The sequence below is a fragment of the Bacteroides sp. ET489 genome (assembly GCF_030518095.1).
GTDB classification, from domain to species: domain Bacteria; phylum Bacteroidota; class Bacteroidia; order Bacteroidales; family Bacteroidaceae; genus Bacteroides; species Bacteroides ndongoniae.
In genome coordinates this window covers 84,450-110,415 of record NZ_JAULLJ010000013.1, presented here as the reverse complement: position 1 = coordinate 110,415, position 25,966 = coordinate 84,450, and the positions used below count along the sequence as shown (strand labels likewise).

The window sequence follows — 25,966 nt, the reverse complement described above, 5'->3', positions numbered from 1 at the left end:
CATTTTTTTCCTAGTTAAGAAAATATTTTTTCCTAACTGGAGAATTATTTTTTTCTAACTGGGAAAAAATAATTGCAAGACTGGTCAGTTTTCAGTCCTTTCTGGGAAATCCATTCTATCTGAGTTCCCGATAATGCAAATTCCCTTTTTCGGTCCTCTGTTCCGAAAAAGGGAATCTGTATCAGTCGGTCTGATCCGTAGCCAGTCCCGACACTTTTCAGTATAATATCGCCTCCGGTTATTTATTAGCTATTTTCACCGAAACTATCGGTTGTTGCTTTTCTGCATCCAGCGGAACGGCGCGATACTTCACTTTGCTGAAATCAATCGTCTTCAGGTCGATGCTGCGGATGGCACTGTTGTACATCGTGCGGTAGTAGATGATGCGGTCGGCCATGTCTGTTGCCGATGTCCACTGCGTAGCGCTCGGAATGTCGGCAGGTATCTTGCCCGCCTGAAACTCGATGCCCACGGGAATATCGAAGTTGTTCAGTATCTGGAAACCTTGAAGCACCGTCTTCAGTGCCGTGTCCTGCACCGGTGCCGTAGCCTGATAGAAAGCTGCCCGCACAAAGCGTGAAGGAGGTGTCACGTCGCCCGGTATACCCAGGAAACCACTGCCCGCTCCAAACGAAGCAAGCTTTGCACCGCCCAACGACTGAGCCGGAGCCGTACCCGGATAAAGGTTGACGTAATTGTTCAGGTTGGTAAGCTGCCAGTCGAAACTGGGCGAATTGGTCAGCACACCCAGCGGATTCTCATAGAACTTGGGCTTTCCATCAATCATTTCCAGCACAATCTGACGTCCCGACGGTTCGGTAAAACGCCAGTGAACGGTAGAGGCACGCGGATCTATATTAATAATGTGTACCTCGCTCACCGCCTGTTTCACTTCGTCCACGGTGGCACACTGGCCCAGTATCCACGAAACCAATTGCAGGTCGGCAATACTCTTGTCCTGCAATGCCTCGTCAAACTTCTCGTACTCACCATAATTGGGGAAGTAGAACAGCCCGGCCGAAAGCCCCGCTTCGTTCAGCCCCTCGGCCACAAAGTCTTTCTGTTCTACAGCCAGTCCCACGTATCCGTAACGCGCCTTGAAGGTCATGCCCGTAACACCCGCAGGCGTATATGAACGCTGCTCATAGCCGCGGGGCACAATGACGTATTGACTGTTGAGGTCGCTTCCGCCCCACTCGATGGTTCGTGCCACGACAGTGACACTATCTTTACTTTTCAGGGTAATGCCCGTGCAAGCCTCGGCAGGTAAAGAATAAGCAAACATGCTTCCTATGCCCATTGCAATTGCCAACAAAATCCTTGATTTCATACTCTTATACTTATTTATATATTAAAACTTTATTCATGCCTTATCGACAGAAAACAAACATACAACTTTTTCAAATCGCTACTGTTCTGTTTTACTCTGCCCTTCGTGCAGTTTTAAGTCATTTGAGAAGAAACAAAATCAGAATAGAATATGTTCAGTCATTTCAACAAACCAGCGGCTTTATTCCGAGAGCCGACAAGCATCAGGCATCTTTGCGCATAAGCGTTCTTTCGATATTGTATCGGGGTCGGTCTTTTACTTCGATATATATTTTTCCAATATATTCGCCGACAATCCCCAATGCAGCCAAGATAAAACCGCCTACTAACCAGATTGAAATAATCAGTGAAGCCCAGCCAGGTACCGTATCGTGAATGTAATGAGTGTACAGCGTCCATATCGTCACCCCAATCCCGATAAGTATAAAGACACAGCCTAGCCAGAAAATCATACGTACCGGCTTGACGGAAAAAGAAGTTATTCCGTCGATAGCGAAGTCGAGCATCTTCTTTAGCGGATATTTAGACTCTCCAGCCCAACGCTTGGATCGGTTATAATAGACGCACGTAGTCTGATAACCTATCAACGGAACCAAACCACGAAGAAAAAGGTTACGCTCACGGAAACGGGCCAACTGCTGTAACGCCCTCTTACTCATCAGACGATAATCGGCATGGTTATAGACCGTCTTTACGCCCATCATGTTCATCAGCCGATAAAAAGCCTGTGCCGTTTCACGTTTGAACCAGGTATCGGTTTTCCGTTCCTTACGTACTCCGTAAACTATGTCATAGCCTTCCTTATACCGGCGAACCATCTCCGCAATGACAAGGATGTCGTCCTGCAAGTCTGCATCAATAGAAACGGCAATATCGCAATAGTCCTTCACCAGATCAAGTCCTGCCATCAAAGCATTCTGATGTCCCACATTTCCGGCCAGATTCAGTCCGCACGCATAAGATTCGTGCTGATACAAGTCTTGAATGATGGGCCAGGTCTGGTCGGTACTACCATCGTTCACATACAATACATAACTGTCAGACGCTATCTGCTTTTCTTCTATCAGCTGGTCAAGCAACTGACTCAGCCTTTTGTGGGTTTCATGCAACACAGCCTCTTCTTTATAGCAAGGCACAACAATCGCCAGGCAGGGGATTTCTTTCATACCAAAACCAAGAGTTTATATTACTTTCTGCAATATTCGTAAGAAAACATGAGATTTGCAAATTATCGCCGCCGCTTTTTAGGCTTCCTGCGACTTTCCGTCCAGCCGCTTATTTTTAAAGACAAACCTTACGAGCAGAAAATTGACCGGAATAGCAATGGCAAACACCGGTACGGGCGCCAACGTTTTGGAAATGCCCAGCCACAGAAACAGATTCAGCAGCCCCATGTGAAGCAGGTAATTGACCAGATGCGCACCACCAAAACCGAAAGCTTTGCCCCACGAAGGCTTTTGTCCGAACGTGAAATAAGCCGTCAGATAGAAGTTGGCTACAAAACTGATGGCATAACCCAGCGTATAGGCCACATTGACATTGATGACCCACTGCAAGACAAAATAAACACCGTAATGCAAGGCTGTGGCAAACACGCCCACCATCACAAAACGAAAGAATTCGGGTAATTGTCTCAGCTTCTTTATATCCATATTTCGGTTCATGCTATCATTGCTGGTACAAAGTTAGGTATTGTTTCAGAATTATTCGTACTTTTGCGGCTGGAAAACGTAAATAAGAGACAAAGATTATGCTGGACAAAAAGCAAGCGTTCTGGTTTATCGCCCTACTGAGCATTCTGGTGATACTCCCCTTCATTGGCGAAACCATTTTCTACTCCAAAGGAGAACCGCGTGAAGCCATCGTGGCCGTTTCCATGCTCGAAAGCGGAAACTGGATACTCCCCGTGAACTATGGCACTGACATTGCCTATAAACCGCCCTTCCTGTACTGGTGCATCGCAGCCTTTTCGCTGATACCGGGCGAAGTAACCGAATTTACGTCACGCCTACCGTCTGCCTTATCGTTTCTGGCCATGCAAATGGTCTTCTTCTGGTTCGTAGCCAAGCGGAAAGATACGCAGACTGCCGTACTTACCTCATTGCTTCTACTCACTTCGTTCGAAGTTCACCGTGCGGCAGTAGCCTGCCGGATTGATATGCTTCAGGTATCACTTATCGTTATTTCGTTGTGCCTGCTCTTCCGTTGGGATGAGAAAGGAGCAAAAGGAATACCTTGGGTGGCTGTTTTACTGATGGGCTGTGCCACTCTGACCAAAGGGCCTATCGGCTCCATCTTTCCCTGCACTTGCATCGGTATCTTCCAATTGCTGCGCGGACGGGCATTCTTCAAGACGTTCGGTTCGCTGTTTGTCATCGGCCTGCTGACGCTTATCCCGATGGCCATCTGGTTCTATGCCGCTTATCTGCAAGGCGGACAACCGTTCGTTGATCTGATGCTGGAAGAGAATACCGGACGATTTGCCGGAACGATGTCGTACGAATCACATTATAATCCCATGTGGTATAACTTCCTGACCATCATTTGGGGATGGATTCCCTGGACGCTGGTACTGGTTATTTCGCTCTTCGGCCTCAACTGGAAAGGCATCCGCCTGCTGCCGGCCGGTGACTCGCTGAAGCAGCGCCTTGCCAAGGCTTGGAGTGCTTTCCGTAACCAGTCGCCTCTGCAACTGTTCACATGGGTGGTGATTCTGTTCATCTTTATCTTCTACTGCATCCCCAAGAGCAAACGCAGTGTATACCTGCTGCCTATCTACCCGTTCATGGCTCTGCTCATTGCCCAGTACCTGCTGGCGCTGACAAGCCGCTGGGCCAAGGCGTTCAAAATATCAGCCTACATTTTTGCTTCGCTGTGCTTCCTGCTGACAGTGGTCTTTGCTGCTGTCCGTCTGGGACTGATCCCCGACAGCGTGTGGGGAAACGGCCGTCATGCAGCCGAAAACATAGGCTTCATGCACGCACTCAAAAACGTCTCACTGCCCGTAGTGAAGTGGCTTATCGTTGCCCTGCCTGTTGTGGCCGGCATCTGCACCTTGCGTGCATTGGCAAAAAAAGCTGACGGGCGCTCGCTGCTCTACGCCACTGCAGGCTGTATGCTATGCCTGTTCGTATCGCTTGACGGTGTTTACCAACCTGTGGTGCTGGCCGAGAAGTCGGACAAGAAACTGGCCGAATGTTTCAACCAGTATGTACCCCAAGGCTACATCTACTCGTACACCGACCGCATGATACGTTTCTACGGCGCCAACTACTACCTGAACGACCGTATGCGCAACTTCACCCTGGAAAATCCCGAAGGCGAAGGCTATGTGGCCGTGTCGGTCAAAGACCAGGAATCCTTCCTGAACTACTGCAACGGTACGTACCAGGTAGAAGAAGTATACCATACGCCCTACCGCAGTTGCGACCTTCGGGCCGAAATACTGATTTACAAGTTTTCGAAACAATAACATTTATACAGTGATTTATGATGTCTCCCGAACTGTTGATTGACAAATATTATCCTGAACCGAACGAACTGAAACATATCTTACTGACTCACAGCCATTCGGTAGCCGACAAAGCCTTGCAAATGGCCGAGAAGCATCCGGAACTGAAGCTGGACAAAGAATTCATCTACGAAGCAGCCATGCTGCACGACATAGGTATCTTCCTGACAGACGCCGACGGCATCTACTGCTTCGGCGACAAGCCCTACATCTGCCACGGCTATCTGGGAGCCGACCTGGTACGCGCCGAAGGCTTCCCGCAGCATGCTCTGGTGTGCGAACGGCATACGGGCGCCGGCCTGTCGCTGGACAGAATCATTGCCGACAACCTGCCTGTGCCCCATCGGGAAATGGTGCCCGTCAGCCTGGAAGAACAGATTATCTGCTTTGCCGACAAGTTCTATTCGAAGACGCATTTGGACAAAGAAAAGACAGTGGAAAAGGCCCGGAAGAGCCTTGAACGCTACGGCGAAGCCGGACTGCAACGCTTCGACCGCTGGTGCGAACTCTTCTTGTAGCAATCTAAATTTCTTTAAAAAAGAGAATTATACGCATAAAATACGTACTTTTGCCCCTTCAAAGCGGAAACTAATTAGTAAATAACGTCATTGAAACCAAGAATAATCATATCGTTCGTACTGCTGTTCGTCTTGCTTTTCCTCTCGGGTGAGGCCGTGTCGCAACGACGCCGGGGAAAAATGATCCCCCCCAAGAGCCAGACAACCTCATCGCAGGCTGCAGGCGACTCGCTGACGACAGATTCTCTCAGAACAGATTCGCTGACTGCAGGCCTTTCCGGAAAAGACTCGCTGGCAGCAGACAGTGTACCCGTCGCTCCTAAGAAGGAAGGACTGGACGCGCCTGTCACCTACGAAGCTACCGACTCCATCGTATTCACCCAAAGCGGATTCGCTCATCTGTACGGCGAAGGAAAAGTGGTCTATCAGCAACCCCGCAAACCTATCGAACTGACTGCCGATGTCATCACCATGAACATGGACAGCAGCACGGTGTATGCCCACGGCGTGGAAGACTCGTTGGGAAACGTATCGGGTACGCCGGTCTTCAAAGACGGAGAAACACCCTACGAGACAAACACCATACGCTACAACTTCAAGAGCAAGAAGGGACTTATCAGTAACGTGGTGAGCCAGCAGGGCGAAGGATACGTGACCGGAAACAATGCCAAGAAAGGAACCAACGACGAACTTTACATGAAGAAAGGACGCTACACGACGTGCGACAACCACGAGCATCCGCACTTCTACATGCAGATGACCTATGCCAAGGTACGCCCCAAGAAGAACGTCGTAACCGGTCCTGCCTATCTGGTAGTAGAGGATGTACCCCTGCCGTTGGCCGTTCCGTTCTTCTTCTTCCCATTCTCAAGCAGTTATCAGTCGGGATTCCTGATGCCGACTTATATGGACGACTCTAACCGTGGTTTCGGTCTGACCGACGGAGGTTACTATTTTGCCATCAGCGACCAGATGGACCTGAAAGTACGGGGAGACATCTTCACCAAAGGTTCGTGGGCACTGAATGCAGAGTCGAACTACATCAAGCGATACAAATACTCCGGTCTGTTGCAGGCCAGCTATCAGGTGACCAAGACGGGCGACAAGGGTCTGCCGGATTATTCGGTAGCCAAGGACTTCAAGATTGTATGGTCGCACCGCCAGGATGCCAAAGCCAACCCTAACCAGACATTCTCGGCCAGTGTAAACTTCGCCACCAGTAGCTACGAGCGTACCAACATCGACAACATGTACAACTCGCAGGCCATGTCGCAGAACACCAAGACCTCCAGTATCAGCTATACACGCTACCTGTTCGACAAGAAACTGACGCTGTCGGCTACATCGAACATTGCACAGAACATGCGCGACTCGTCGATCAACGTAACTTTGCCCGACTTGAACATTTCGCTGACCACTATCTTCCCTTTCAAAAGAAAGAAAGCTGTGGGCGAAGAGAAATGGTACGAAAAGATTTCAGTACGCTACACCGGACGAATGAAGAACAGCATACAGACCAAGGACAACCTGCTCTTCAAGTCGAACCTGATCAGAGACTGGGAGAACGGTATGCAGCACGAAATTCCCATCAGCGCCACCTTTACCCTGTTCAAGTACTTCAACGTGACTCCCAGCGTGAACTACACCGAACGTTGGTACACGCGTAAAGTGATGAAAGACTGGGATCCGACAGCCGGCACCAACGGTACAGGTGCGGAAGTAAGCGATACGATATACGGCTTCAACCGCGTGTACAACTATAGCGCCAGCATGAGCGTCAACACCAAGATATACGGTATGTACAAGCCGCTCATCTTCCCGAAGAAAGCCATACAGATACGTCACGTCATCACGCCGTCCATCTCGTTCAGTGCATCGCCCGACTTCGGAGCCGAGCGTTACGGATACTGGACATCGTACATCAAGCCTAATTCGGACGGTCGTCAGGACACCGTAGTCTACTCACCCTATGCCGGACAGGCCTTCAGCCCACCCAGCCAGGGACGTTCGGGAAACATCTCCTTCAGCGTTTCGAACAACATCGAAATGAAGTTCAAGGATAAGAATGACTCCATCCGTAAGATCAGTCTGATAGACGAACTGGGTGCCAGCATCTCGTACAACACGGCTGCCAAAGTACGTCCGTGGAGTAACCTGAACCTGAACCTGCGTCTGAAACTCAGCAAGAACTATACATTCAGTATGAGCTCCACTTTCGCCACCTACGCCTATGCCTTCGACAAGAACGGTAACGTGGTGCAGAGCGACCGTACCGAATGGTCGTACGGACGATTCGGACGATTCCAAGGATATGGTACATCGTTCAGCTACACCCTGAACAACGACACGTGGAAGAAACTGAGAGCCCTGTTCACCGGCGAAAAAGCCGATGAAGGCGAAAACAAGAACGGCGAGGGACAAGGCGACAACACCACCGACGGAGATGCCAGCAACGAGGCAAACACATCCAGCCGCAACGAAAAGAAGACCGAAAAGGCCGCTGCCGACAGCGACGGCTACCAGGTGTTCAAGATGCCGTGGTCCATCAACCTCAGCACCGGTTTCAACATCAGCGAGGATACCAGCAAGCCTATCAACCGCAACACCATGCGCTACCCGTACAAGATAAGCTTGAACGCGCTGAACATCAACGGAAACATCAAGATCTCCAATAAGTGGGCCATCAACTTCAACTCGGGTTACGACTTCGAAAGCAAGGAAATCGTACAGACGGCCTTCAACATCACGCGCGACCTGCACTGCTTCAGCATGTCGGCCAGCCTCTCGCCCTTCGGACGCTGGAAGTACTACAACTTCACGATACGTGCCAACGCCAGCATCCTGCAAGACCTGAAGTGGGAGCAACGCAGCCAGACGCAGAGCAACATACAGTGGTATTAATCCCGCCAACAGGCTCCGGCGCATTCTTTCAGCCTGCCCCTTCGGCAGCACACATACGGATGAAATCGGATACACACCTATCATAAAGGCCGGTAACACGGGTTACCGGCCTCCTGATGACTTGCTGCAAACTCACTGCACACAAGTTGCAGCAACGCTGCACACTGGTTGCAGAGTCACTGCAAACGGGTTGCAGTATCACTGCAAACAAGCTTGCAGTATCGCTGCAAAGCGGTGTGCAGTAACGCTGCAAACAGGCTTGCAGTAACACTGCAACCCGCGTGCAGCAGTTCTGCAGTCAGCAGTTTCCACAAAAGATACTTGATGTTACCACACGATTTCCGCCTCGCCATGCTCGCGCAGATAGGCATTGGCCTGACTGAAGTGGTGGTTTCCGAAAAAGCCGTGATAAGCAGAAAGGGGAGAAGGATGCGCCGAAGTGAGCACAAGATGCCTGCTACGGTCGATAAAGGCACCTTTTCGCTGCGCATAAGCTCCCCACAGGATGAACACCAGATGCTCGCGCTGCTCGGCCAGCAGGCGTATGACGGCATCGGTAAAGGTTTCCCAACCGCGGTTCTGATGCGAACCCGCCTGATGCGCCCGCACAGTCAGCGTGGCATTGAGCAGCAGTACGCCCTGCTGAGCCCAGCGGGTCAGATTGCCTGTAGCAGGAATGTCGGTTCCTATGTCATCCTTGATTTCCTTGAAGATATTCACCAACGACGGCGGAAAAGGAATACCGTCGTTCACCGAAAAGCAAAGACCATGGGCCTGTCCCGGTCCGTGATAAGGATCTTGCCCGATGATAACGACCTTCACTTTATCGAAGGGGCAAAGATTGAAAGCATTGAAAATCAGCTTTCCCGGAGGATAGACAGGCCCATGGGCATATTCCTGGCGCACGAATTCGGTCAGCGTGCGGAAGTAATCTTTTTCGAACTCAGGCTGCAAACGCGCCTTCCAGCTCTCTTCTATCTGAACATTCATAATATATTTGTACGATTAGCATTTCGGCAGCTAAGATACAAATATTTTTCATCAAATCAGGTGTATGCCGCAAGCCTTGCACTCCTGACGCATGGATTCGGGCCAGATACTTGCCTGAATTTCGCCAATGTGCGCCTTCCGCAAGTAGAACATACACAGACGCGACTGCCCGATACCACCACCGATAGACAGCGGCAGTGTGTCGTCCATCAGTCGTTTGTGGAAGTAAAGTTCCAAGCGTTGTTCCTGTCCTTCTTCCTTCAGCTGTTGCAGCAGTGCCTTCTTGTCCACACGGATACCCATCGACGACAGTTCGATGCTGCGTTGCAACACGTCGTCCCACAACACCAGGTCGCCGTTCAGGCCCGGCAGGTCGTTCAGGCCCGGCGTCGTATAGTCATCGTAGTCCGGAGCACGTCCGTCGTGCTTCTTCCCGTCGCCCAGTTTGCAACCGATACCGATGATGAACACCGCTCCGTACTTCTTCGTGATGGCATGCTCGCGACACTTGGGTTCCATGTCCGGATACAGACGGCGCAATTCCTCGGCATGTATGAAGTGCAGCTTCTGCGGCAGGCAGGGCTTGATTTGCGGATACATCTCGTACACCATGTATTCCGTACGCACCATGGCAGCATAAATGCGGGTAACGATTTCTTTCAGGAAATCCACGTTGCGGTCGGCCTCGGTGATGACACGTTCCCAGTCCCACTGGTCGACGTACAGCGAGTGCAGATTGCCCAGCTCTTCGTCGGCCCGAATAGCGTTCATGTCTGTGTAGATGCCATATCCCGGCTCAATGCAATATTCGGCCAGCGTCAGGCGCTTCCACTTCGCAAGCGAATGCACCACTTCGGCCTGCGCATCGCCCAAGTCTTTTATCGGGAAGGACACAGCACGCTCCACACCATTCAGGTCGTCGTTGATACCCATTCCCTTCAGTACAAACAACGGTGCCGTGACACGGCGCAAACGCAATTCAGACGAAAGGTTCATCTGAAAGAAGTCCTTAATCTGTTTAATGCCAAGCTCCGTCTGCTTCAAATCGAGCAAGGGAGTATAGCCCTCAGGTTTTATCAAGTAACTCATGACTATTTATATCTTTCTTTAATTGTAAATTTGTCCGGCAAAGATAAAAATAATATTGATACATGCTACAATTTACACAAGAAAAACAGCAAAATGAAACACATTTAGCTGTATACATTCCAAAATAACAGCATAAGCAGACAAAAAGAACGACATAAAAAAAGAAAATTGTTAGGATTATGCAGAGATTTTTTATACTTTTGCCCTGCAAACGGCGCCGGTGATACCACCGTGTCTGCCGTCAAGGCATCAAGCACCTGTAGTTCAATGGATAGAATACTGGATTCCGGTTCCAATGATAAGGGTTCGATTCCCTTCGGGTGTACTACTTCCCCTCACATTTTCCCGTTACAAACTTATTGACATGCAAGGCTTTCAAGCCCTGCTATAGTATTGTGTCCTGCCTTCAACTACAGACCGGTACACCAACAGCCCCCACTTTACCTTACGACGAAAAGAAACAAAAAAGGCACATCGTTACCGATGCGCCTTTCTTACGTATGTTTCAGATAAACTTTCTGCGATTAAGCCTCTTCAGCTACCACTTCGAAAGGAATTTCTACAGAAACTTCCTTGTGAAGCTTAACGATAGCCTTGTAGTTGCCAACTTCTTTCACCGCATCTTTCACAACGATAATCTTGCGGTCGATGTTGTGACCCAGCTTAGCCAGCTCGTCAGCAATCTGAATGCTGCCTACAGAACCGAAGATAGTACCAGTAGAGCTTACCTTTGTAGCGATCTTCAATGATACGCCTTCCAGCTTAGCAGCCAGTTCTTCAGCATCTTTTTTGATTTTCTCCAGTTTGTGAGCACGTTGTTTCAGCTCTTCAGCCAGCATTTTCTTGGCAGCAGGAGAAGCAATGACAGCTTTACCTGTCGGAATGAGGTAGTTACGACCATAACCAGACTTAACAGTCACGATGTCGTTCTTATAACCCAAGTTGATAACGTCTTCTTTCAAAATAATTTCCATACTGTCTCCTCCTTATTATTTCATCATATCGGTTACATAAGGCAGCAATGCCAAGTGACGTGCTCTCTTAACGGCCTGAGCCACGCGACGCTGATACTTCAGTGAAGTACCTGTAATGCGACGGGGAAGGATCTTACCCTGCTCGTTCAGGAATTTCTTCAGGAACTCGGGATCTTTGTAGTCGATGTACTTGATACCGCTCTTTTTGAAACGACAGTATTTTTTCTTCTTAACGTCTACTGAGGGCGGAGTTAAATATCTGATTTCTGATTGAACTTGTTGTGCCATGATTAATCCTCCTTTTTAGTTGATTTTACACTTCTTCTTTTTGCAGCGTATTCAGCAGCATACTTGTCTTGTTTGAAAGTCAAGAAGCGGATCACACGCTCGTCACGACGGAAGTTGATTTCCAGTTTCTCAATAACAGTCGGTTCTGCATTGAACTCAATCAGCTGATAGAAACCTGTAGACTTCTTCTGAATAGGATAAGCCAGCTTTTTCAGTCCCCAGTTTTCTTCATTTACAATCTCAGCACCTTCAGCAGTAAGGATGCCTTTGAATTTCTCTACCGCTTCCTTCATCTGAACATCAGACAAAACGGGAGTTAAAATGAAAACGGTTTCGTATTGATTCATACTCGTTTAATTAAATAAATAATTTATTTGTTTTAAAAATGCGGCGCAAAGGTAGGCATTTTATTTTGAACTACAAACATTTAATGTTTTTTATGTGTCGATATAGGATTTATCGCCGAAGTGAAGTATCTTTGCCAAGTTGTTTAAACAATAATTTCATGATAGAACAATTCAATTTCGACATCCGCCTCATCTTTGCAATCTTAAACGGTAAAGTATCTGCCGCCATCAACCGCAAATTATCACGCAACTTCCGTCAGAACGGCCTGGAGATCACTCCGGAGCAATGGACTGTCCTCATCTTCCTGTGGGAAAAGGACGGCGTCACCCAGCAGGAACTATGCAATGCAACCTTCAAGGACAAGCCCAGCATGACCCGCCTGATAGACAACATGGAACGGCAGCATCTGGTAGTACGTATCTCCGACAAAAGAGACCGGCGCACCAACCTCATCCATCTGACCAAAGACGGTAAGGAACTGGAAGAACAGGCACGCATCATAGCAGGCAAAACGCTGAGAGAAGCCTTGAACGGAGTCACTGTCGAAGAACTCAGCATCGGGCAAGAAGTGCTGAAAAAGATATTTTTCAATACAAAAGACTGACCAAAAAGCTTTCTTTTCATCCCTTTACCGTTCATTCTTTATTAAAATATAGTTTTTTTGCACAAATAATTTCGCTTGTTAAAGAATTATGCTTTTCTTTGTAGCAAGAATACACAGCATATAATAATCTATTAAAAATACACACACATGAAAGGTTTATTAAAAAGTCTGGGACTGATATTAATCTTGATAGGAGTTGTCATCCTGATTGCCTGCTCCTTCACCGGCAATGTTAACAACAATGCCATATTGGGCACATCAGCAGTGCTGATTGTAATAGGTCTGGTTTCCTATATTGCCATCAATAAACGAGTTACAGATTAACATCAGAATAAAATGGTAAACAAAAAGGGCGGTTGCATAAACAACCGCCCTTTTTGTTTCTGCCCTCTTCTGGCAGACACGCCATCAAGACTCAACTTCGGGAGTAATCAGCTTATAGCCTTTACCATGAATATTGATAATCTCGATCGAGTCATCTTCCTTCAGATGCTTACGCAACTTTGTGATATACACATCCATGCTGCGTGCATTGAAATAGTTATCGTCAATCCATATTGTCTTCAAAGCAAAATCGCGCTGCAGAATCTCATTGGCATGAGCACACAACAAGCCCAGCAATTCAGATTCCTTGGTTGTCAGCTTCGTCTGTTTCTCCGGAGTAGAAAGGATCTGCTTCTGAGTATCAAACGTAAACTTACCTATCTTATAGATATTGCTTTCCTTGTTTTTCTTTCCACGCACACGACGCAGGATAGCCTCAATTCTGAAAGTCAACTCTTCCATGCTGAAAGGCTTGGTAATATAATCATCAGCACCAATCTTGAAACCTTCCAGAATATCTTCCTTCAGTGTTTTGGCAGTCAGGAAGATGATAGGAATCTCGGCATTAGCCGCACGAACTTCCTGGGCTAACGTAAAGCCATCCTTCTTAGGCATCATTACGTCAAACACACACAAATCATATTTATTCTTCAGGAAAGCCTTATAACCAGCCTCTCCATCAGGGTACAATTCAGCAGCATACCCCTTTGCCTGTAAGTATTCTCTCAAAAGCATGCCAAGATTTTCATCATCCTCGCACAGCAAAATACGCAATTTCTCGTCCATATTAATCATTTTTTAAGTAAAGGTAATGCAATAATAAATTTAGTTCCCACATTCATTTCACTCTCAGCCCTTATCGTTCCCTTATGGTCTGTGATAATTTTCTTCACATAAGCCAAACCCAGGCCAAAACCTTTCACATCGTGCAGATTACCCGTATGCACGCGATAGAACTTATCAAATATCTTCTTTAAATTCTCCTTCTTAATTCCGATACCGTTGTCCTGTACCGAAATCATCAGCTTACCCGATTCATTCCAAGTCCTTACCATCAGTTGCAAATCCACATCCGGACGTTTGTACTTCACGGCATTGTCCATCAGATTGAATATCACATTGGTCAAGTGCATTTCGTCAGCAGAAACCACCGCATCGGTTGCTTCCAATTCGGAATCAATCTTACCATTATAACGCTCTACCTTTAAAGCAAAGGTATTGATAACACTTGTTATCATTTCGTTGACATCCAAGTCCTTCATCTTCAAGACAGCCTTCTGGCGGTCAAACATAGACATCTGCAACACCTTCTCGACCTGAAAGCGCAAACGCTTCGTCTCATCATTAATCACTCCAGAGATATGCTGAAACATGGCAGGCGATTTTGCTACAGCCGGATCCTTCAACATCTGAGCCGCCAACGAAATAGTAGAAATCGGAGTCTTGAATTCATGTGTCATGTTATTGACAAAGTCATTCTTCATTTCCGTCAGCTTTTTCTGCCTGAAGACTATATATATGGTAAAGACAAAAGTTATCAGCAACACAAAAGTAAATATCATCGACGGGATCATAAAGAAACTGACCGAATCGAAAATATAACTATTCTTCCCCGGGAAATGAATCTTCACAATGCTCATGCGTGCCGGCGGATCGTTCAAGAACAATGGCTGCGCATACGAACTCTCACTGCCTTCGTCGCTATAGTCCGAACAACGGTACACTTCCCTGCCATCTCTGTCTATTACCTTGAAATGATAATCCAGATCAATGCCGTTATCAATCAAACCTGATTTCAAATATTGATCCAAGTTCTTGAAATTGACACGCTCAGCAATCGGCTTATTACTGGCGTGATAGATCATTTGCCAAACCACATCATCCATTAAGGCACGCTGATACAAATATCTGTTCTTTACAGCATCTACCAGCGAACGCGATGTCTGTGGAATGGTTTTCGTACCATGCTTGCGCGAAATCATAGCTCTGGGTAACTCCGACGGCTTATTGGTAAACGTCTTCAACTCAATCTTCGAACCATCCGGCGAAGTAATCATAAAACGTTGTGTCTGCACCATTGCTCCCTGCGAGCTCTGTTCCCACGCTTTCTTTTCAGCTTCGGAGATATCTTCACGTATCCAGCGTTCAACCTCCGCAGATTCCACATCCTTTGAAGCTGCCATCAAAGCACGCTTCACGGATTCATCAAACTGCTCGTTACGCATCTTCACCATTTCCTCAATATAGCTGATCTGCAGAAACAGCAAACTGAGAAAAGCAAGACCCATTACGGCACTCAATATCCATATCGTAGACTTTTTCATAGCGACAAAATTAACACTCCCTAATTAACATTCCTAACTCGTTAACCTGATTTAACCGGGCATTCTCGTTAATTAACCGTAAGCGTTTTTTTAAGTTACACTATATACACTACAACACCAAAAGTGGTCTTCTGTTTGCAAATTTAATAAAAAATTAAATATTCATATTCACATTTCCCCATATAATCGTGCCTCAAGACTAACTGAAGAAATATTTTTTCCTACTTGGGAAAATATTTTTCTCCAACTAAGAAAAAAATACTGCCTCTTACACAGATATTTTTAACATTCTCCATCGGTATCCATATAAATGTTAGAGCACGAATCATACAAAACTAGCAGATAGAACATATCTGTTAAAGTCTGTATAACTCGTGCTCTAAAGCAGTAAACGAAATCCAGCTAAGATATACTTTAATATTATCAGTTCATCCGTTACGACTAAGACAAACTAAAATTATCACAATCGGAACCCTGAACATAATAATTTCATTCAGTACATCCTACTTATTACGTAAAATGAATGCAGTCCATCAATTATTCTTCAGTTTGTTTAGCCTCAAATTCCTTAATAAGCTTATCCTGTACATCGCCCGGAACAAGTTCGTAGCTGGCAAACTTCATAATGAAAGAAGCACGTCCACCTGTCAATGAACTTAAAGCCGTAGAATATGAAGACATTTCCTTCAAAGGAACTTTCGCTACCAGTTTTTCATAACCGGCTTCGCTGCTCATACCCATAATCATGGCACGACGTCCTTGCAAGTCGCTCATTACATCACCCATCTTATCAGAAGGAACAAATACTTCTACGTCATAAATCGGTTCCAGAATCTTCGGACCCGCATTCTTAAAGGCTTCACTAAAAGCATTACGTCCGGCCAGCATGAACGAGATTTCATTGGAATCTACCGGGTGCATCTTTCCATCGTAAACGATAACACGTACGTCACGGGCATAAGAACCTGTCAACGGTCCCTGTTCCATACGCGACATTACACCCTTAAGGATTGCCGGCATGAAGCGGGCATCGATGGCACCACCAACCACACAGTTAACGAACACCAGTTTACCGCCCCATTCCAAAGGAATCTCTTCGGTTCCTTTCACATTCATCTTGAATTCCTGACCACCGAAACGGTAAGTATCCGGAGCAGGCATACCTTCGTAATAAGGTTCAACGATCAGATGAACTTCACCAAACTGTCCGGCACCACCCGACTGTTTCTTATGACGGTAGTCGGCACGTGCAGCCTTTGTAATAGTTTCACGGTACGGAATGCGAGGTTCTTCAAACTTCACTTGCAGTTTTTCATTATTTTCGAGACGCCACTTCAAAGTACGCAAATGGAATTCACCCTGACCGTGAACAATAGTCTGACGTAATTCTTTGGACTGGTCGATCACCCAAGTCGGATCTTCTTCATGCATACGGTTCAGAATAGCCATCATCTTTTCAGTATCCGCTTCGTTCACCGGTTTAATGGCACGTGAGTACTTGGAGTTCGGATATTTGATAAAGTTGAAACGGTTTTCAGCTCCCTTGCCATTCAGAGTATTTCCGGTATGTACATCTTTCAATTTGACAGTACAACCTATATCACCGGCCACCATCTCCTCTACCTTAATACGGTTGGCACCTGCACAAGCGTAAATCTGCGCAATACGTTCTTTCGAACCACGATCGGCATTCGAGAAATCATCACCTTCGTGCACCTTTCCACTCATTACCTTAAAATACTGCACATCACCAATGTGCGGCTCAACAGCCGTCTTAAAGAAATAAAGTGATGTCGGGCCGTTAGGATCCGGCTTCACGATTTCACCACGAGTATTATGTACCGGAGGCATTTCATCAACAAACGGAACTACATTACCCAAGAATTCCATCAGACGACGAACACCCATGTCTTTGCCTGCACATACGCAGAACACAGGGAACATGCCGCGAGAAGCCAATCCTTTACGGATACCCTCACGCATTTCGTCTTCTGTCAGCGAATCCATTTCGAAGAATTTCTCCATCAACGTTTCATCATGTTCAGCCGCAGCTTCTACCAATGCTTTATGCCATTCGGTAGCTTTTTCGATTTCTTCGGCCGGGATATCTTCGATAGTGGGAGCACCACCTTCGGGAGCCCACGAATATTTTTTCATCAGAAGTACATCAATCAACGAATTAAAGTTCGGACCAGTGGCCAAAGGATATTGTACAGGAACTACCTTCGAACCGTAAATAGACCTCAACTGCTCCAGAACCATATCATAATCGCACTTCTCGCTATCCAACTGGTTCACCAGGAAAATGACCGGTTTACCTAACTTTTCTGTATAACGGAAATGATTCTGTGTACCTACTTCCGGTCCATATTGTCCGTTCAACAATAAAATGGCCGTATCGGTTACGTTCAACGCTGTCATAGCAGCACCAACAAAATCATCACTACCCGGGCAGTCGATAATATTAAGTTTCTTTCCGTTCCACTCTACATGGAAAACGGTGGAGAACACTGAATAGCCATATTCCTGCTCCACCGGGAAGTAATCGCTGACTGTATTCTTGGCAGTAATTCTGCCACGACGTTTTATAATACCACTCTCATAGAGCAGCGCTTCCGTGAGAGTGGTTTTACCCGAGCCGTCATTGCCAAGAAGAGCAATGTTCTTAATTTCATTCGTCTGATATACTTTCATGATATATAGAATTTAAAGTGAATAAATCAGCTGCTTCCGCAAGCCATTGTCTTTTTGTGTGGCGCAAATTAGGCATTATAAAAAAGAAAAACAACGATTCGGGCAGTGTTACTAAACTATGTTTTGAAACATACCATTTTTCTTTCACCGCTTATAAAAGCCTCCCAAAGCGTCCAGAAACTAGTTATAAAGAGGATTTTGGTCTAAAATCCGTCATTCTTTGACAGATTTGTCTACCCCCATTCCACATTATTTCTGCTATCTTTGTAGCAGTGAAACTTTATTTTATTAATATCTGATACTACAATACCAAAGATGAAAAAGTTATTTTGGAGTTTGGCTCTGTTTATCGGAATTGTTTGTTCGGCTTCGCTGAAAGCCCAACCCGCAACGACGAACAATGCCATTGTACCGGGTGAAGTATGGAACGACACCGAAGGCAACCCTATCAACGCCCATGGAGGCGGAATCCTCTACCATGAAGGTACCTACTACTGGTACGGTGAGTACAAAAAAGGAAAAACCATCTTGCCCAAATGGGCCACTTGGGAATGTTATCGCACCGACGTGACCGGCGTAAGTTGTTATTCCTCGCAAGACCTGATGAACTGGAAGTTCGAAGGTATCGTCCTACCGGCCGTAAAAGACGACAGCAGCCACGACCTGCATCCCAGCAAAGTTCTGGAACGTCCGAAAGTCATCTACAACCAACGAACCGGCAAGTTCGTCATGTGGGCTCATGTAGAAAGTGCCGACTACAGCAAGGCTTGTGCCGGAGTAGCCGTCAGCGACTCGCCCACTGGTCCGTTCACCTATCTCGGCAGCTTCCGCCCCAACAATGCCATGAGTCGCGACCAGACCGTATTTGTCGACGACAACGGACGCGCCTACCAGTTCTATTCGTCCGAGAACAATGCTACCTTATATATAAGTGAACTTACCGACGACTACCTGCGCCCCAGCGGACGCTTTACCCGCAACTTCATAGGGCAGAGCCGCGAAGCACCGGCAGTATTCAAACACAACGGTAAGTACTATATGCTGTCGTCAGGCTGTACAGGATGGGATCCCAATCAGGCTGAACTGGCTGTAGCAGACTCCATCATGGGACCGTGGAAAGTAATCGGCAATCCCTGCACCGGCCCCGATGCCGATAAGACGTTCTACGCCCAAAGCACCTACGTACAACAAGTCATGGGCAAGAAGGACTGTTACATCGCCATTTTCGACCGCTGGAATAAGAAAGATCTGGAAAACTCACGATACGTATGGTTACCCATTTCGTTCGAAAACGGAAAAATCACCATCCCTTGGCGCGACCAATGGAATTTTGACTCATTTGCCCAGCAACCACGCTTCGAAGCCGGAAAAGGAACTTTCCTGCTGAACGGAAAGCCGTTCATCGTGAAAGCAGCCGAACTGCACTACCCTCGTATCCCCAAACCTTATTGGGATCAACGCATCAAGCTGTGCAAAGCTTTGGGCATGAATACCATCTGTCTGTACGTATTCTGGAATGCGCACGAATCGCAACCGGGCGTATTCAACTTTGAAGGCCAGAACGACCTGGCCGAATTCTGCCGCCTGTGCCAGCAGAACGATATGTACGTCATCCTGCGTCCCGGTCCCTACGTTTGTGCCGAATGGGAAATGGGCGGACTGCCTTGGTGGTTACTTAAAAAGAAAGATATCCGCCTGCGCGAATCCGATCCTTACTTCCTGGAACGTGTAGCCATCTTCGAAGAAGCCGTAGCCAACGAAGTGAAAGACCTGACCATCGCCAATGGTGGCCCCATCATCATGGTACAAGTCGAAAACGAATACGGTTCTTACGGAGAGAGCAAGCAATATGTATCGCAGATACGCGACATCGTACGCAAGAACTTCGGCAATGTCACCCTGTTCCAATGCGACTGGGCTTCCAACTTCACCAAGAACGGACTGCACGATCTCATTTGGACCATGAACTTCGGTACGGGTGCCAACATCGACCAGCAGTTTGCCCGCCTGAAAAAACTGCGCCCCAACAGTCCGCTGATGTGTAGTGAGTTCTGGAGCGGATGGTTCGACAAGTGGGGAGCCAACCACGAGACACGACCGGCTGCCGACATGATTGCCGGAATTGATGAAATGTTGTCCAAAGGCATTTCGTTTAGCCTTTACATGACCCACGGAGGTACCAACTGGGGACATTGGGCCGGAGCCAACTCTCCGGGCTTTGCTCCCGACGTGACATCGTACGACTATGACGCCCCCATCAGTGAATCAGGACAGACTACCCCCAAATACTGGGAACTGCGCAAGACACTGGAGAAATACATGGACGGTGAGAAACAGGCCAAAGTTCCTGCCCTCATCAAGCCCATCAGCATTCCTGCCTTCCAGTTCACTGAGATGGCACCGCTTTTCGCCAACCTGCCTACTGCCAAGAAAGACGAAAACATCCGCACGATGGAAGAGTACGACCAGGGCTTCGGCAGCATTCTGTACCGCACGACATTGCCCGAGACCAAAACTCCAGCGCTGCTCACCGTAAACGATGCGCACGACTATGCACAAATCTTCATTGACGGCAAGTACATCGGCAAGCTGGACCGCCGCAACGGCGAAAAGCAGATTACCCTGCCCGCCTGCCGCAAGGGAGCACAGCTCGACATCCTGGTAGAGGCCATGGGACGTATCAACTTCGGACGTGCCATCAAGGACTTCAAAGGCATCACGAAGAACGTAGAACTGACCATCGACATGAACGGTTATCCCTTCGTCTGCGACCTGAAGAACTGGGAAGTATTCAACATCGAAGATACGTACGAATTCTACAAAGGCATGAAGTTCGAACCCATCCGCTCGCTGAAGGACGAACAGGGACAACGCATTCCAGGCTGCTACCGCGCTACCTTCAACGTGAAGAAGCCCAGCGACACTTTCCTGAACTTCGAGACATGGGGCAAAGGATTGGTTTACGTGAACGGATATGCATTGGGACGTATCTGGGAAATCGGTCCGCAACAGACTCTCTACGTACCGGGATGCTGGTTGAAGAAAGGCGAAAACGAAATCCTGGTATTCGACATCGTAGGTCCGAAGGAGGCTAAGAGCGAAGGTCTGCGCGAGCCGCTGCTCGACCAGTTGCAGGTCAGCAAACCGCTGACTCACCGCACCGAAGGACAGAATCTGGACCTCACGGCCGAGAAGCCCGTACTCAGTGGCAGCTTCAAGCCCGGCAACGGATGGCAGGAAGTAAAATTCGACCAGCCTGTCAGCGGACGTTACATCTGTCTGGAAGCACTCAGCTCGCAAGACGGAAAAGACCTGGCCTGCATTGCCGAAATGTATGTACTCGACAAGGATGGCGAACGCCTGTCGCGTGAGCCCTGGATTGTGAAGTATGCCGACAGCGAAGACGTAGCTCACGTCAACCGTTCGGCCGACAAACTGTTCGACCTGCAGGAATCTACCTACTGGAGTACGACACCGGGCACAGCCTACCCGCACTCGGTAGTCATCGACCTTGGCGCCACCCACACCGTAAGCGGCATCCAGTACTTGCCCCGCATGGAGAGCGAAGTGCCGGGCGGCATTAAGGATTTCAAAGTTTACGTGAAGAAAGAAACATTCAAATACTGAATACTTCCCTAATAAAGACAGCGAGTCCCGCAGAACACTTCTCCGATCAGCAGCATCTTGCCGCTACGTCAGAAGTTCTGCGGGACTCTCTTTTATTCCTTTCCTTTATCCTGCCGTCGCTTGAAAATTCCCCATATCTTATCCGTTGTTAGCTCTGTTTTCTGTTTCATATTGCTTTAACCTGATCAAACTATCAGTTTATTGCGAATAAACAGACTGTTTATTTCTGATAAGCGACAGCGTGCCTGTACATTCCTCCTAGCATTCAAGCAGTAAAAAGATATAGAAACTTTATTATTACCTCCTTCCATCGCAGCAAACCATTATATATATGAAAACAGGAAAGGTGCACTCTCCATTACAGGAAAGTACACCTTTGAAAGAAAAAGATTACACGAAAGAGATAAGTCAATCTTACATCATTTGTTGCGCGTAACGGTATGCAGCACTTTGCCCGTCTTGTCAATCATGCGCAGTTCAAGCGTCTTGGGCGTGGCCGAGATGATGGAGAATCCCGGTTCGGGGCTACAGAATACTGTACCTTCGATGGGCTTCACCTTACGGCTGAGCGAACCGCTAGAGTTGGTCACATAGTCGATGTCGCTGCCATTGACACGCACATGCTGGAAGTTGTGGATGTGACCACATACATACATATCTACATGATGACGGCGCAGAATGGGGTCGACACGCTGCTGCATGTTCTGACGTTCGATTTCGTCTTTCGGCGTCTCGGCATAGATCGGATGGTGACCGACTACAATCACCCAGTCTTCTTTGGCTGCAGCCAAAACACCGTCCAGCCATTGCAACTGGTCGTCAACGTTTTGCAGACAGGCATCGGGATATTTGTCGTTCTCCTGACGATACTTGTCGATGAGCGGAGTAGTATCTATCCATACTATACGCACAGTAGTACCTTCTTCGTTGAAAGCCTTGGTGTAGTAACGGGCAGGCATCGTCCAGCGACGGCTTACGCGAGCATAGTCGAGCACAGCCTGCGTATTGCCGCGGTATTCGTGATTACCACAAATGGGGAACCAGTCGATCATCAGTTCGGGATGGCTGTAGATAAGTTCGTAATTGGTCATCCACAAAGGGTCGTTCACCGAACGTACGCCTTCGAAGTGGTGTACGTCACCGGCAGCAATCACAAATTCAGGTCCCACTTCTTCGGCCATCTCGCCCATCAGTTCGGCAATGGGTTTCTGGTCGTAGTAGCCGTTACGGCCCAGGTCGTTGGCTACATAGATGTTGAACTTATCGTCGTAAACCGAATAGTCTATCTTGTTTTGGGCAATGGCCCACTGGCCCAACAGGGCAAGAGTAAACAGCAGAAATAGTTTCTTCATTTTCATCATTTTGCTTTAAAGTTTATAATTCTGGTTAAACACATTTTTTATCGCTTTTTGTTAGTGCAAAAATAATTCCATTTTTGGGAAGAATTCTGGATAATATCAGCTTAACGAGAAAGAAAGGGAATCGTGTCAAAGCACAGACACCTCCCCCCTCTTTCTTGAACTGCAATTATTTAACAAATGAGCGATATAGAGTCATCTTTCAATCTTATCTGAATCAGAAATTGATTTTGAAACCGGCATTGACACGTACTCCATAGTATTCGGCCTGCATGGAGCGGTCGGAAGTTCCCTGATAGTAGCGCAAGGGCTGGTTCAGCAGATTGGTAGCTTCGGCATAGAAGGTAGTCTTCAGTTTCTTGCCAAAGGTGTAGCTGGCGTTCACGTCCAGGTAGTTCACCTTGTCGTAGTAGCGGTCGTAGAAGGCTTCCTCGCCTACTTCGTCGATGAAGTCGCTAGCAAAGTTATAGCTCAGACGGATGTTGAATCCTGCCTTGTCGAAGTAGAGCGAAGCGTTGGCCGTGTGCTCGGGCGAACCGGGCATGCGGAGGTCTTCGTTCTCACGGCCTTCGAAGTTGAAGTTCTTCACCTTACTGTAGGTATAGGTGTAGTTGCCGTAGAATCCGATGCACTTCAGTGCGGGAGCTATGAAGCCGAAGTCGCGCTGATAAGCCAGTTCGATGCCCAGTACGTCAGCATCGCCGGCGTTGCGGGGTTGGGTCAGAACGTCATACGTATGATTGTTGTAAGTGTAGTTGGTGATGCGCTGATCGACGATGAAGTCGTTGATCTTCTTGTAGAACAGACCTGCGCTGACCAGACCTACACTTTTGAAGTAGTACTCGGCACTGAGGTCGAAGTTGTAGGACAGGGTCGGAGTCAGATTGGGGTTACCCATCTCCAGTTCGTTGTCACTGCTCTTCACCACTACGTTCGGAATCAGGTTGGAGTATTTGGGACGTGCAATGGTGTTGGTGAACGAGGCACGCAGCTTAAGGTCGTCGTTGACGTCGTACTTCAGCAGGATGGAGGGCAGGACGTTGATGTAGCTGTCGGTGTAGTCGCCCGTGGGGTCGAGGCTTTCCTTGATGCCCTGGTCTTTATCCTTTTCGGTATAGACCCATCCGCTGTATCTCAAGTGTGTATTTTCCAGACGTACACCGGCCATCAGGTTCCAGCGTTTGCCCAGCTGCTGGTCGAAGCGGATGTATCCGGCACTGACGGTTTCGTGCGCCTTGAAGTTTCCGCCTTCTTCTTCCAGGTTTTCTTCGCCTTCGAACTTGCTGCTGTCACCGAAAGGCAGGCTGCCCAAGTATTCCTTGGTAAAGGCATCGCCCACTTTATAGCGGTCGCCGGCCATGTATCCGTCGCGATTCTGGTTCTTCAGGTTGGCCAGTGCTTCGGTCATGAATGTGCTTTCGTAGTCGCCTACGGGTTCGTAGTCGAAGAAAGTGATGTCTTTCTTCTTGTCCTTGTCAACGACTTTTGCTCCAAACTTCAGCTTGTTGGCATACTTTCCTTTGGCCATCGGCAACTCGAAGTTCAGGCTGAACTTCAGGTCTTTCTCCTTGATGTCTTCGAAGCTTTCGGTCAGTTCGTCCAACCCGTAATCGTCGGCGTTCATAATCAGATCGTCGGCATTCACAGCCGACATGTACGGACGGCGGATGTCGCTCCAGTCGGTATTCATGGCTACGCCTTCGCGGTTGAAGCCAATGTATCGTTCGTTGGGACGTTTTTCACCGGCCTGTGCATAAGAGGCTTTCCAGTCCATCTTCAGCCGACCGAAGAGGTGTTCACCACCGAGGGTGAAGTCCATGGTGCGCTGTTGCTCCAGACGGGCATTGCGGTTGTCGGGCGTACCACCCTTGGTCTGATAGATGACTTCGTATTCGTTGGGTGTGTCGTCGTCCCACTTGTAGGTGACGCGGTAGCGGTTCTCCCAGTCGTTACGGTTGTTGAAGATTCCCTTGAAGTCTATCTTGTGGTTGGCATTAATTTCCCAGTCCAAAGCCAGCGAATAACTCTGGCGTTCGCGGGTGACGTAGTACTGACGTATTTCGTATTCGTCGATGACCACATCGCCGTTGTCGTTCCGCTTGTAAGCCATCTCCACGTCGTCGCTGCCGGCAGGATTGTTCTGATAAGAAGCAGAAAGCATCAGTCCAAGCTTGTCGTTGAAGAAACGGTCGCCATAAGTAAAGCCCAGATTTAAGGCAGCCTTACCGCTCACCCAGTTGTAGCCGGTTCCGGCCGTAGCGGCAATGGTGCGTTTGTAGGGCGAGTTCTTGGTGACGAGGTTGATGCTGCCGCCGATGGCGTCGGCATCCATATCGGGAGTCACTACCTTGTTCACTTCGATGGTCTGAATCATGTCCGAAGGTATCAGGTCGAGCTGGACGTTGCGCGTGTCGCCCTCCGCCGAGGGGATGCGGTTGCCGTTGATAGTGACCGAGCTGAGGTCGGCACTCGTTCCGCGTACCTGTCCGAAGCGGGCCTCGCCCTGGTCGTACTGAACGTTGATGCCGCTGATGCGCTTCAGCGCGTCGCCGATGTTCGAGTCGGGAAACTTGCCCACCTGGTCGGCCGATACGACGTTGGTGATACCCAAACTGTTCTTCTGCGAACTCATGGCACGGCGTTGTCCGTGGAAGGCACCACCTACGACAACTTCCTGCAGTTCGACTCCTTCCTGCAGCACTACGTCCCGGTCTAAAGTCTTGCCTTCGGGAATGGTGATGTTCAGTTCTACCGGCGAATAGCCTACGTAGGTCACCTTGACAGTATAAGTTCCCGGGTCAAGGTTGGAGAATGTGTAGAATCCGTTGACGTCGCTCGTCACACCTGTGTGCAGTTTCTCAATATAGACAGAAGCACCCGGAAGAATTTGTTTGGACGCATCGACGATACGGCCGCGAATGGTCCCTTGTTTCGTTTCATTTGCTTTTCCGTCAGCCCAACTCACGTTGCTGACGCCCATAAACATAAATAAAAATAAGCACGCTTTTACAATCTGTTTCATACTTGTTTTCGCTGTTAATATTTTGCCGCAAAAGTACGGGGGTAGCGTTACGTGTATCTTGCGAA

At 48.1% G+C, this 25,966-nt stretch carries 19 protein-coding genes and 1 tRNA gene; 7 read left to right on the top strand and 13 right to left on the bottom strand.

Annotated elements, in window-relative coordinates; all coding sequences use genetic code 11:
• Positions 1–238: 238 nt before the first annotated feature.
• The 3 genes from Q3C19_RS09510 to Q3C19_RS09500 form a co-directional block, all read right to left on the bottom strand.
• Positions 239–1,300: a choloylglycine hydrolase family protein gene (locus Q3C19_RS09510; RefSeq protein ID WP_302728930.1), complete on the bottom strand. Its 1,062-nt coding sequence runs from the start codon at positions 1,298–1,300 to the stop codon at positions 239–241.
• A 232-nt stretch (positions 1,301–1,532) separates the two neighbouring features.
• Positions 1,533–2,495, bottom strand: coding sequence for a glycosyltransferase family 2 protein (locus Q3C19_RS09505; RefSeq protein WP_071150494.1), 963 nt, complete (start codon positions 2,493–2,495; stop codon positions 1,533–1,535).
• Positions 2,496–2,573: 78 nt separating this feature from the next.
• Entirely contained in the window at positions 2,574–2,975 is a 402-nt protein-coding gene (locus tag Q3C19_RS09500) for a GtrA family protein (protein WP_277121347.1), read from the bottom strand.
• A 104-nt stretch (positions 2,976–3,079) separates the two neighbouring features.
• Between Q3C19_RS09500 and Q3C19_RS09495 the strand changes: the two genes are divergently transcribed.
• From Q3C19_RS09495 to Q3C19_RS09485, 3 genes are all read left to right on the top strand, one after another.
• Positions 3,080–4,801: a glycosyltransferase family 39 protein gene (locus tag Q3C19_RS09495; protein WP_302728921.1), complete on the top strand. Its 1,722-nt coding sequence runs from the start codon at positions 3,080–3,082 to the stop codon at positions 4,799–4,801.
• Between the two features lie 20 nt (positions 4,802–4,821).
• Positions 4,822–5,358 (top strand): HD domain-containing protein, encoded by a 537-nt coding sequence (locus Q3C19_RS09490; protein ID WP_288180188.1) that lies wholly within the window; start codon positions 4,822–4,824, stop codon positions 5,356–5,358.
• 90 nt (positions 5,359–5,448) lie between these two features.
• Positions 5,449–8,259, top strand: a complete 2,811-nt coding sequence (locus Q3C19_RS09485; RefSeq protein WP_302728919.1) for a putative LPS assembly protein LptD — start codon at positions 5,449–5,451, stop codon at positions 8,257–8,259.
• A 327-nt stretch (positions 8,260–8,586) separates the two neighbouring features.
• On the opposite strand, the gene ung is transcribed toward Q3C19_RS09485, so the two are convergent.
• Positions 8,587–9,249, bottom strand: a complete 663-nt coding sequence (gene ung / locus Q3C19_RS09480) for a uracil-DNA glycosylase (RefSeq protein WP_022163950.1) — start codon at positions 9,247–9,249, stop codon at positions 8,587–8,589.
• A gap of 51 nt (positions 9,250–9,300) precedes the next feature.
• Positions 9,301–10,338 (bottom strand): aspartate--ammonia ligase, encoded by a 1,038-nt coding sequence (asnA, locus tag Q3C19_RS09475; RefSeq protein WP_022163951.1) that lies wholly within the window; start codon positions 10,336–10,338, stop codon positions 9,301–9,303.
• Positions 10,339–10,591: 253 nt separating this feature from the next.
• On the opposite strand from asnA, the gene Q3C19_RS09470 reads away from it, so the two are divergent.
• A tRNA-Arg gene (locus Q3C19_RS09470) sits at positions 10,592–10,663 on the top strand.
• 199 nt (positions 10,664–10,862) lie between these two features.
• Here the strand turns inward: Q3C19_RS09470 and rplI are convergent.
• Genes rplI through rpsF form a run of 3 tightly spaced genes read right to left on the bottom strand, consistent with a single transcriptional unit; the run spans position 10,863 to position 11,947 of the window.
• Complete coding sequence (rplI, locus tag Q3C19_RS09465; protein ID WP_022163952.1) at positions 10,863–11,312, bottom strand: 50S ribosomal protein L9; 450 nt, start codon at positions 11,310–11,312, stop codon at positions 10,863–10,865.
• A 15-nt stretch (positions 11,313–11,327) separates the two neighbouring features.
• Entirely contained in the window at positions 11,328–11,600 is a 273-nt protein-coding gene (gene rpsR / locus Q3C19_RS09460) for a 30S ribosomal protein S18 (protein ID WP_022020414.1), read from the bottom strand.
• 2 nt (positions 11,601–11,602) lie between these two features.
• Positions 11,603–11,947 (bottom strand): 30S ribosomal protein S6, encoded by a 345-nt coding sequence (gene rpsF, locus Q3C19_RS09455; protein WP_005657357.1) that lies wholly within the window; start codon positions 11,945–11,947, stop codon positions 11,603–11,605.
• 158 nt (positions 11,948–12,105) lie between these two features.
• Here rpsF and Q3C19_RS09450 point away from each other — a divergent pair, with 158 nt between their 5' ends.
• Both Q3C19_RS09450 and Q3C19_RS09445 read left to right on the top strand, forming a co-directional pair.
• Positions 12,106–12,552, top strand: a complete 447-nt coding sequence (locus tag Q3C19_RS09450; RefSeq protein ID WP_022163953.1) for a MarR family winged helix-turn-helix transcriptional regulator — start codon at positions 12,106–12,108, stop codon at positions 12,550–12,552.
• A 147-nt stretch (positions 12,553–12,699) separates the two neighbouring features.
• The gene (locus Q3C19_RS09445) at positions 12,700–12,876 is read left to right on the top strand and encodes a hypothetical protein (protein ID WP_022163954.1); all 177 of its coding nucleotides are present in this window, start codon (positions 12,700–12,702) and stop codon (positions 12,874–12,876) included.
• An 84-nt stretch (positions 12,877–12,960) separates the two neighbouring features.
• Here Q3C19_RS09445 and Q3C19_RS09440 read toward each other — a convergent pair whose 3' ends face one another.
• The 3 genes from Q3C19_RS09440 to Q3C19_RS09430 all read right to left on the bottom strand — a co-directional run bounded on the left by Q3C19_RS09440 (position 12,961) and on the right by Q3C19_RS09430 (position 17,894).
• Positions 12,961–13,662 carry a response regulator transcription factor gene (locus tag Q3C19_RS09440; RefSeq protein WP_022163955.1) on the bottom strand — a complete coding sequence of 234 codons (702 nt, stop codon included), beginning with the start codon at positions 13,660–13,662 and terminating at the stop codon, positions 12,961–12,963.
• Between the two features lie 5 nt (positions 13,663–13,667).
• Entirely contained in the window at positions 13,668–15,200 is a 1,533-nt protein-coding gene (locus Q3C19_RS09435; RefSeq protein ID WP_022163956.1) for a sensor histidine kinase KdpD, read from the bottom strand.
• Positions 15,201–15,737: 537 nt separating this feature from the next.
• On the bottom strand, positions 15,738–17,894 hold the full coding sequence (locus Q3C19_RS09430) for a translation factor GTPase family protein (RefSeq protein WP_302728904.1): 2,157 nt from the start codon (positions 17,892–17,894) through the stop codon (positions 15,738–15,740).
• Between the two features lie 315 nt (positions 17,895–18,209).
• On the opposite strand from Q3C19_RS09430, the gene Q3C19_RS09425 reads away from it, so the two are divergent.
• Positions 18,210–21,521: a beta-galactosidase gene (locus Q3C19_RS09425; protein WP_302728902.1), complete on the top strand. Its 3,312-nt coding sequence runs from the start codon at positions 18,210–18,212 to the stop codon at positions 21,519–21,521.
• 419 nt (positions 21,522–21,940) lie between these two features.
• Here Q3C19_RS09425 and Q3C19_RS09420 read toward each other — a convergent pair whose 3' ends face one another.
• Positions 21,941–22,873: a metallophosphoesterase gene (locus Q3C19_RS09420; RefSeq protein ID WP_302728900.1), complete on the bottom strand. Its 933-nt coding sequence runs from the start codon at positions 22,871–22,873 to the stop codon at positions 21,941–21,943.
• A gap of 223 nt (positions 22,874–23,096) precedes the next feature.
• Complete coding sequence (locus Q3C19_RS09415) at positions 23,097–25,901, bottom strand: TonB-dependent receptor (protein ID WP_071150498.1); 2,805 nt, start codon at positions 25,899–25,901, stop codon at positions 23,097–23,099.
• Between the last annotated feature and the right edge of the window lie 65 nt (positions 25,902–25,966).

Bases quoted from the DNA above. Each gene is read 5' to 3' on its own strand.
- Q3C19_RS09510 (WP_302728930.1), bottom strand. From the start codon at position 1,300: ATGGGCATAGGAAGCATGTTTGCTTATTCTTTACCTGCCGAGGCTTGC.
- Q3C19_RS09505 (WP_071150494.1), bottom strand. From the start codon at position 2,495: ATGAAAGAAATCCCCTGCCTGGCGATTGTTGTGCCTTGCTATAAAGAA.
- Q3C19_RS09495 (WP_302728921.1), top strand. From the start codon at position 3,080: ATGCTGGACAAAAAGCAAGCGTTCTGGTTTATCGCCCTACTGAGCATT.
- Q3C19_RS09490 (WP_288180188.1), top strand. From the start codon at position 4,822: ATGTCTCCCGAACTGTTGATTGACAAATATTATCCTGAACCGAACGAA.
- ung (WP_022163950.1), bottom strand. From the start codon at position 9,249: ATGAATGTTCAGATAGAAGAGAGCTGGAAGGCGCGTTTGCAGCCTGAG.
- asnA (WP_022163951.1), bottom strand. From the start codon at position 10,338: ATGAGTTACTTGATAAAACCTGAGGGCTATACTCCCTTGCTCGATTTG.
- rplI (WP_022163952.1), bottom strand. From the start codon at position 11,312: ATGGAAATTATTTTGAAAGAAGACGTTATCAACTTGGGTTATAAGAAC.
- rpsR (WP_022020414.1), bottom strand. From the start codon at position 11,600: ATGGCACAACAAGTTCAATCAGAAATCAGATATTTAACTCCGCCCTCA.
- rpsF (WP_005657357.1), bottom strand. From the start codon at position 11,947: ATGAATCAATACGAAACCGTTTTCATTTTAACTCCCGTTTTGTCTGAT.
- Q3C19_RS09450 (WP_022163953.1), top strand. From the start codon at position 12,106: ATGATAGAACAATTCAATTTCGACATCCGCCTCATCTTTGCAATCTTA.
- Q3C19_RS09445 (WP_022163954.1), top strand. From the start codon at position 12,700: ATGAAAGGTTTATTAAAAAGTCTGGGACTGATATTAATCTTGATAGGA.
- Q3C19_RS09440 (WP_022163955.1), bottom strand. From the start codon at position 13,662: ATGGACGAGAAATTGCGTATTTTGCTGTGCGAGGATGATGAAAATCTT.
- Q3C19_RS09435 (WP_022163956.1), bottom strand. From the start codon at position 15,200: ATGAAAAAGTCTACGATATGGATATTGAGTGCCGTAATGGGTCTTGCT.
- Q3C19_RS09430 (WP_302728904.1), bottom strand. From the start codon at position 17,894: ATGAAAGTATATCAGACGAATGAAATTAAGAACATTGCTCTTCTTGGC.
- Q3C19_RS09425 (WP_302728902.1), top strand. From the start codon at position 18,210: ATGAAAAAGTTATTTTGGAGTTTGGCTCTGTTTATCGGAATTGTTTGT.
- Q3C19_RS09420 (WP_302728900.1), bottom strand. From the start codon at position 22,873: ATGAAGAAACTATTTCTGCTGTTTACTCTTGCCCTGTTGGGCCAGTGG.
- Q3C19_RS09415 (WP_071150498.1), bottom strand. From the start codon at position 25,901: ATGAAACAGATTGTAAAAGCGTGCTTATTTTTATTTATGTTTATGGGC.